The 6,866-nt window shown below is 43.7% G+C and carries 6 protein-coding genes; all 6 read left to right on the top strand.

Going from position 1 to position 6,866, the window contains the following annotated elements:
• Nucleotides 1-1,149 (top strand): alpha-L-arabinofuranosidase C-terminal domain-containing protein (locus AC1DO4_RS27390; RefSeq protein WP_477420949.1); only part of this gene is annotated, 1,149 nt, incomplete at its 5' end.
• 42 nt (nt 1,150-1,191) lie between these two features.
• Complete coding sequence (locus AC1DO4_RS27385; protein ID WP_477420948.1) at nt 1,192-2,754, top strand: glycoside hydrolase family 43 protein; 1,563 nt, start codon at nt 1,192-1,194, stop codon at nt 2,752-2,754.
• A 112-nt stretch (nt 2,755-2,866) separates the two neighbouring features.
• Complete coding sequence (locus AC1DO4_RS27380; protein ID WP_477420947.1) at nt 2,867-5,032, top strand: NPCBM/NEW2 domain-containing protein; 2,166 nt, start codon at nt 2,867-2,869, stop codon at nt 5,030-5,032.
• Between the two features lie 78 nt (nt 5,033-5,110).
• Nucleotides 5,111-5,356 carry a beta-xylosidase family glycoside hydrolase gene (locus tag AC1DO4_RS27375; RefSeq protein ID WP_477420946.1) on the top strand — a complete coding sequence of 82 codons (246 nt, stop codon included), beginning with the start codon at nt 5,111-5,113 and terminating at the stop codon, nt 5,354-5,356.
• 515 nt (nt 5,357-5,871) lie between these two features.
• Nucleotides 5,872-6,051: an L-rhamnose mutarotase gene (locus AC1DO4_RS27370; protein ID WP_477420945.1), complete on the top strand. Its 180-nt coding sequence runs from the start codon at nt 5,872-5,874 to the stop codon at nt 6,049-6,051.
• Nucleotides 6,052-6,099: 48 nt separating this feature from the next.
• A partial coding sequence (locus AC1DO4_RS27365; protein WP_477420944.1) for a glycoside hydrolase family 97 N-terminal domain-containing protein occupies nt 6,100-6,866 on the top strand: 767 nt, incomplete at its 3' end.

Genomic DNA, 6,866 nt, shown 5'->3' with positions numbered 1-6,866 from the left:
CTTGAATTTTTAGAATGGTGCGAAGAGTTGAAGATGGAACCGCTGCTTGCCGTTTATGCGGGCTATTCACTCGATGGCGACCATGTGGACGCAGGCCCGCTTTTAAAGCCCTATGTAGATGATGCGCTGGATGAGCTTGAATATGTTACGGGCGACGTACACACCTACTGGGGCGCTAAGCGTGCTGCAGATGGGCACCCCGCGCCATTTAAACTCAGCTATGTGGAGATTGGCAACGAAGACGGGTTTGACGAGTCTGGCAGCTATGACGGACGTTACGCCCAGTTTTATGATGGTATTAAAGCCAAATACCCGAACCTTCACTGTATTGCAAGCATGGGCGGCAAGGACTGGCTTGGGAGCAGGGGTAAATTAACTATCCGCAAGCCCGAAATTGTAGATGAACATTATTACCGCAATGCCTGGGGGATGGAAGAGGATGCAGCACATTATGATAACTACGACCGCAAAGGATATAAAGTGTTTGTAGGTGAATGGGCAACAACGGAAGGCATGCCCACCACCACTTTGAATGCTGCCCTTGGCGATGCCGCGTGGATGACCGGTATGGAGCGCAATTCGGACCTGGTTATCCGCTCATGCTATGCGCCTTTATTTGCAAATGTAAACAAGGCTACCGCAACCGTGCCGAAAGCATGGCAATGGGAATCAAACCTGATAGGTTATGATGCATTGACAAGTTTTGGTTCGCCATCATACTATGTACAGGTAATGTTTAACAGCTATATCGGCGATAAGGTAGTCCCTGTAGCGGGCGCCAATATCCCTACCCAAACGCGGCCTGCCACCAAACAGGACAGTGCGGCGAACAACATGCCCAAACCTATACCAGGCATGTTTTATGTTGCTACCCAGGACACCAAAACGGGGAAACTGTTCCTTAAAGTAGTAAATGCAACAGGAAAGCCGCAGCAGGTTGATATCGATTTAAATGGTGCCGGAAATTTGTCACCAGAAGGTACCCTGGTAGTAATAAAAGGTGATAAACCCGAAGATACGAACACGATCAGCGATCCGGTAAAAATAGTTCCGGTTATCAGTAAGGTAAGCGGGATCAGTAAAAAAGTTACAAGAACATTCGATGCCTACTCCGTAAGCATGCTTCAAATAAATACGTTAACTAAATAAAACCAGGTAAGAATACCAGGACAAAAAAAACAAAATGTCAATATGAGAAATGCGATTTATAGATTATGGACGACGGCCTTAATTATCACGCTTATAGTGCCGTGTTTATATGCGCAAAAAGCCACTAATCCCATTATTTACGCGGATGTACCAGACATATCAATAGAACGTGTAGGCAATAGCTATTACATGAGCAGCACAACGATGCACATGAGTCCCGGTGTACCTATTATGAAGTCGGACGACCTGGTGACCTGGAAGATGGTGGGTTATGCATATGACACCTTAGCAAATGTTGATGCAACAAATCTCACAAATGGCAAAAACATGTATGGGGAGGGTTCGTGGGCAAGTTCTATTCGTTTCCATAATGGCACCTATTATGTAAGCACATTTTCTGCAAATACCGGCAAAATGCACATTTACAGCACTAAAAATATCGAAAAAGGCCCATGGAAAGCCAGGTCATTTACCCCCGACCTGGGTGATCACTCCTTGTTTTTTGATGATGACGGAAAAGTGTATATGATTAGCGGGAGCGGAGATTTAAGGTTAGTTGAATTAAAGGACGATCTTTCCGGTATAAAACTCGGCGGAACGGACAAAATTATCATTAAAAAAGCAAACGTGCCTTCGGGCGGTACCGGCCTCGGTCCTGAGGGCTCTCAGCTGTTTAAGATAAAAGGCAAATATTATCTTTTCAATATTACATGGCCACCGGGTCACGTACGCACTGTTATCATACACCGGGCAGATAAGATCACCGGTCCGTACGAAGGACGAATTGGCCTCCAGGACCTGGGTGTGGCGCAAGGCGGATTGGTTGAAGCGCCAAACGGGGCCTGGTATTCTTATTTGTTCCGTGATTATGGCTCGGTGGGCCGCATTCCCTATTTGGTTCCCGTAAAGTGGGTGGATGGATGGCCCGTTTTGGGCACTGGCGGCAAAGTGACCGATACACTTGACCTGCCGGCCGGTAAAGGTTTAATCCCGGGCATCGTCGCTTCAGACGAGTTTACCCGTAAAAAAGGCGAACGGGCATTACCACTGGTTTGGCAATGGAACCATAACCCGGATAATAGTTTGTGGTCTGTTACAGCACGGAAAGGGTATTTACGGCTCAGCACCGGCAGGATTGACACCAATTTCCTGACGGCACGAAATTCATTGACACAACGCACTATCGGCCCGGTATGCTCCGGGACAGTTTCGCTCGACATTTCTAAAATGAAAGATGGTGATTTCGCGGGCTTGGGCCTTCTGCAAAAAAATTACGGGTTAGCTGGTGTAAAAATAACCGGGGATAGCAAAGCTATCATCATGATCAATGCAAGCACCGGAAAGCCTGTAGAAGCACAAAAAATCCCATTAAACCAAAAGGTAGTATACTTTAAGGCGGAATGCAATTTTACGGACAGGAAAGACGCGGCAGATTTTTTTTATAGCCTGGACGGGAAAACGTGGATACCATTGGGCACACAATTAAAAATGGCTTATACCTTCCCACATTTCATGGGCTATCGTTTTGCTTTGTTTAACTACGCCACAAAAAATATAGGGGGAGCGGCCGACTTTGACTTTTTTCATATAACAGATTCCATTTGATATCAATATTTTTTTTAACGGGAGGGTGGTTAACTATTGGGCGGGAAAGCCAGCCTGTTCGACCGGTACATCATATATAATATATACACACACGCATAAATTTAGAAGAATAATGAAAATCAGAAAGAAAGTATTGCAGGTAATAGCTCTTTTTGCTACAGCGGGGGCGCAGGCTCAAAACCCGAATATACAAGCCATTTATACAGCCGAGCCAGCGCATCCTATCAATTATAAATTAAAAATGAATACAGCAAGTAAAAGCATATTTACTCTTGTTTTCGCTATTATCGTCAGCTTATTAAGCACAAGTTCCCTTTCCGCACAAACTGTTTGGTTAGATCAACTGGATCTCAGCACGGCTTCGCAGGGCTGGGGCGTACCTAAAAAAAACAGGTCGGTTGATGGCAACATCATGACCATCGCAGGCAAAACTTTTGAGCGTGGCTTCGGCACGCACGCAGAAAGCTCTCTTTTTATTCAGCTCGATGGTAAGGCAAATTCGTTTACTGCGCAGGTTGGCATTGATGTTGAGGTGAAAGGGCGTCAGTCTGCCGTAGAGTTTATTGTATACGGCGATGGAGCGAAGCTTTGGTCGAGCGGTGTGATGCATGAAGATGATACTGCCCGGCTATGTAATGTGAAACTTTTGGGTGTGAAAAAACTTTATCTGCTGGTAACAGACGGAGGAAACGGTAACAGCAGCGATCATGCCGACTGGGCAGATGCAAAATTTGAGGCGGCTGGCGTAGCAACTTTTGCTACTTATTATCCTGTTCCAAGTGAGCCTTACATTCTTACCCCTAAGCCATCGGCAAAACCGAAGATCAATAGCGCAAGCGTTTTCGGTGTTCGGCCGGGCTCGCCGTTTCAGTTTAGGGTACCTGCCACCGGAGACCGACCAATGACCTTTATGGTTACCAGTTTGCCTCAGGGACTAAAGCTGGATCAAAAAACAGGACTTATCACTGGCAAGCTTGTAAAAGCCGGCACTTACGTTATTCAATTGAAGGCAAAGAATGCGAAAGGTGTAGCCGAAAAAAATTTACGAGTTATCTGTGGTGATAAAATTGCACTTACCCCGCCAATGGGTTGGAACAGTTGGAATTGTTTCGCCGGAGAAGTTTCTGCTGAGAAAGTCAAGCGCGCTGCGGAAGTAATGGTGAAAACCGGACTTGTAAATTACGGATGGAATTACGTAAATATTGACGACTACTGGCAAAATAACCGCGATTCGAAAGATCCTTCCCAGCAAGGTAAGTTCCGGGACGAAGCTGGTAATATAGTTCCTAATAAAAGGTTTGGAGATATGAAATCCCTGACAGACTATGTGCATGGCTTAGGTTTAAAGATCGGCATTTATTCCAGTCCTGGTCCCTGGACCTGTGATGGCGGTGCCGGTAGCTATGGTTATGAGCGGCAAGATGCCGAAAGTTATGCCAAATGGGGTTTCGATTACCTGAAATACGATTGGTGCAGCTATGGAGGAGTGCTAAATGGAATACCTGATAACGACCCAAACAAAGTAGTCTCTATATCTTACAACGGAGGTTATCAATTGTCTACCGCCATAAAACCATACAAAATAATGGGAGATTATATCCGTCAGCAACCCCGCGACATTGTTTTCAGCTTGTGTCAGTACGGAATGTCGGATGTTTGGAAATGGGGCGGTTCGGTAGGTGGAAACACATGGCGTACAACGAATGATATAACAGACAACTGGTCTAACGTTAAAAGCATTGCATTAGCTCAGGATCAGTCTGCAGCCTGGGCTAAACCCGGAAACTGGAACGATCCGGACATGCTGGTTGTAGGAACAGTAGGCTGGGGCAGTCCGCATCCCACCATGCTTAAACCAGATGAGCAGTATCTTCACTTCAGCCTTTGGAGCCTTTTCTCTGCGCCTCTGCTAATTGGTTGCGATATGGAAAAGCTGGATGCCTTTACCCTGAATTTATTAACAAACGATGAAGTTATTGCTGTTAATCAGGATGCTCTTGGCAAACAGGCTACCTGTGTTCAGACTATCGGAGATCTGCGCATTTATGTAAAAGAATTGGAGGATGGCAGTCGTGCAGTAGGCTTTTGCAATTTCGGTCTGGAGAAAGTGGATATCTCTTACAAGGATCTGAATAAACTTGGTATTTCAGGAAAGCAAAAGGTGCGTGATCTTTGGCGTCAGAAAGACATTACAACAATCCATGCGGACAAAGGGGCTCTTTCGGTGAAGGTTCCGATGCATGGAGTGGTTCTGTACAAATTTACGCCGGTTAAATAGCAGGATAAGATATCTTAACCGGAGCTCGATTTATAACTATGCGATTTGTAAGAGCCTGTTTAAATTTATGTCGTGAGAATGTCTGTTACAGAGCGGAAAGGGTATTTACGGCTCACCACCGGCAGGATTGATACCAATTTCCTAACGGCACGAAATTCATTGACACAACGCACTATTGGCCCGGTATGCTCCGGGTCAGTTTCGCTCGACATAAAAATGAAAAAATTGGAAATATATCTTAATGTTATTATGCTTACAGCCTCGGTTATTTCCGGGGCGCAAAGCCATCAAAAAACGGCATTAGGTTTTAAAGGCATCAGTTAACCGAATTTCGGTTGAGGGTCACTTTATAAGCTCACAGCCAGACATGGTCAACATGTAGTAAAGAAAAAGGCAGCTTTAGAATTCTTCGGCACATAAAAACCGGTTTCGGATTGCAAAGTTAAAGTAATGTCTGATTTGTATTGTTTTTGTAAAAGGTACGGTGCGATGTATTATTATTATAATGATGTAGTTAATGTAAATATATTCAGTTGATTATATTTGTTTTATTCGACTGATTGTTGTTCTTCTTGTTAATTTAGTGATTATGTTTTTATATTTAAGGCGGTTTTGTATAAAATAAAGTCTGTTTGGTGTAATTCTTCGAGAGTAGCTTTAATTAACTTTGTTTTAATCAAATAGCCTTACTGGGTTATTTGCTACAGCCTTTATAAGCCAACCAATAAATGAGCCAGACCTTGAATACAGGTGCGGTATTGAAACCGGAGACTGCCTTAATTGTGCGAGATTTTATGGCGAGACCATAAATAAAGGAGATAATTAAGCCGCCGGTAGAAATGGAAATTTATCGCATGGGTAACAGCCTATTTACGATCATGGAAACGGATGTGTCTTTTTCGTTTGGCCGTAAGGAAGCTATGAATGCAGCAAATGCTAAAGTTCAGGAATGTGAAAAATTAATGTGGGAATTCAAGAACCCTTTCGCCGGGCCATGGATGGTAAGAAATGGGTGTTGATGGATAAGATATTTTAAATGAAGGATCAAAATTTTATAAAATAATAAGATGAAAAGGTTATTATTAATTATGAGCCTTTTTTTAGGGTCAGTGGGTTACGCCCAACAAGTTTTATCTCCTGATAAAAAAATTAAAGTTGTTGTAGAAATGCAGCAGGCAGGCCAGGGAGGTTTAGGTCAGGCTTATTTTAAGGTACTGTATAAAAGTAAGGGAGCTTATATTGAAGTGTTGCCGGCTTCACCATTAGGTATATTAAGAGAGGATCAGCAATTCGTATCCAATCTCAAATTCATTGGCGAGAGCAAGCCTGTCGTAGTTCATGACAAATATGAAATGCTGACCGGAAAGCGAAAGCTTTGCGAAAATTTTGGCGTCGAAAAAACAGTTAACTATCAGAATTCCTCAAAACAGCCACTGAATATTACTTTTAGGGTTTATAACGATGGGATTGCGTTCAGGTATACTTTTCCCAATCACTCAGACTCCAGTTTATTGATTAAAGATGAAGCGACAGCCTATGTAATTCCTAAAGGTACGGCAAGATGGATGCAGCCGTTTGATCAATCCTATGAGAATTTTTTCCCCCTTAATACCGATGGAACTACTGCAAAGGGGAACGGTGATTGGGGGTATCCTGCTTTGTATAAAGTTAATAACCAGTCATTATGGGTGCTAATTTCAGAGGCAGGTATAACGAGGCAAAATTGCGCGGCGAAACTTAACAATAAACAAAACACAAACCTGTATAAGGCAAGTTACCCTTCGGCAAAAAAAGATTGGCATGGCGGAGCTGTTTCCGGTTTGCCATGGAAATC

Source organism: Mucilaginibacter sp. P5_A6 (assembly GCF_056400585.1).
Note: the sequence above shows the minus strand (reverse complement) of the source record. Positions and strands in the feature narration are given on the sequence as shown.